2 protein-coding genes and 1 pseudogene are annotated in these 1,506 nt (G+C 44.7%); all 3 read right to left on the bottom strand.

Annotated features, from left to right (window positions below):
- Nucleotides 1-223: pseudogene (locus A3739_RS12835) on the bottom strand (flagellar basal body M-ring protein FliF); the annotation flags it as partial.
- A 34-nt stretch (nt 224-257) separates the two neighbouring features.
- Nucleotides 258-632, bottom strand: coding sequence for a flagellar hook-basal body complex protein FliE (gene fliE / locus A3739_RS12830; RefSeq protein ID WP_068480004.1), 375 nt, complete (start codon nt 630-632; stop codon nt 258-260).
- A gap of 209 nt (nt 633-841) precedes the next feature.
- Nucleotides 842-1,506: sigma-54-dependent Fis family transcriptional regulator (locus A3739_RS12825; protein WP_197472300.1), on the bottom strand; the 665-nt coding region annotated here is incomplete at its 5' end.

Raw genomic sequence — 1,506 nt, 5'->3', positions numbered from 1 at the left:
GCGCTGCGATGTTTTGCATGGCGGGTTGGTAATTTGGCTCTTGTAACCAGAGGACTAACGCAAGACCTAGTGCAACACTGCCCGCCAAACCAATCATCAAACCAATTTGACGGAACAAACCTAGACGATTAACACCTGTCATTAGGTCGCTTTGTGCTGGATCAGCTACCATATCAGTAGATCCTTTACCTACTGTCGTTGCTGGTACGCTTGCTTCGCTCATATTTGCTGCCATGATATTGCTCTAATCCTACCTATTAAACCGGCATCTTCATGATATCTTCGTACGCTTTCACTACTTTGTTGCGTACCTGTGTTACAGCCTCAAACGCGACTGAAGCTTTCTGAGACTGGATCATTACCTGAGTGATGCTGACGTTTGGATCGCCTTGAGAATAAGCTGTTTGTAATGCGCTAGATTTCTGTTGTGCGTCATTTACCGAGTTGACAGCGTTAGATAACAAATCACTAAACTTCGGGATCTCATCAACCTTGTTAGTCGGGTTGATTTGAGTTGGAGAGACTTCTGGCTTTAACTGCTCTGCAGGTTGAATCTGCGCGCGAATGTTACGCATCTCTGCCAATACTTGTGAGATATCGGCTCGGCCAGTGACTGAATTGATTCCTGACATAGGCGCTCCCCTCTAGTTGAATGTCAATTTTTCGTTGTAAACAGTAATAGTTAGTGACAACAGCACAAATCAGGCCAAAACAATTACTGACTATTGAACATTTCTAGCAGGCAAAAAAATGGGGCCTAAATAGGCCCCGAATCAGCAGATTGACAAACTAAATTACTACTTAGCCATAGTGTTCGGTATCAAAAATCTGACACTTTTTTCTATGCTGCTAACTCTGACGCAATGTCGATGCCAAGTTCGCGCATTTGCGCTAATTTATAACGCAAGGTTCTCGGACTGATGCCTAATTTCTCGGCGGTTTGCTTCTTCTTGCCCCCTTCATCCTTGAGGGTATCGATAATAATTTGATATTCACGAAGTTTTAAATCTTTGCCTAGAGCACTGCTGTCGATATCCACGTTCAAGCTTTGTGGCGACGTTTGCTCCACTGTATTCTGACTATTCATCGACTCTGTCAAATTCTCGACAGTAGTTGGTTGAGGCTCATCGACGATAATGTGGCTATCGGAACTCAAATAATCGTCTGATGACGATATTCCTGGCATATCCAAAATCAAGTCTGAGGCTTTTATCACCCCGCCCTCTGCCAGGATCAAAGATCTCTGTACGGCGTTGTCGAGTTCACGAACGTTACCAGGCCAAGGATAATTCAATAACAAGGCTTTGCATTCATCGTTCAGTACAACCTTTCCTCGACGCATTTTCGCGGCATGCACTTCAAGCAATCGCTGAGCAATAGGTAGGATATCGTCTGGGCGCTCGCGAAGTGGTTTCCATGACATTGGGAATACACTTAAACGGTAAAACAAATCTTCTCGGAATTTCCCTTCGTCGACGTATGACTTCAAGGCACGGTTGGTCGTCG

It is taken from the genome of Oleiphilus sp. HI0067 (genome assembly GCF_001635735.1).
The sequence above is the reverse complement of the archived record's forward strand: the minus strand, read 5'-3'. Positions and strand labels throughout refer to the sequence as shown.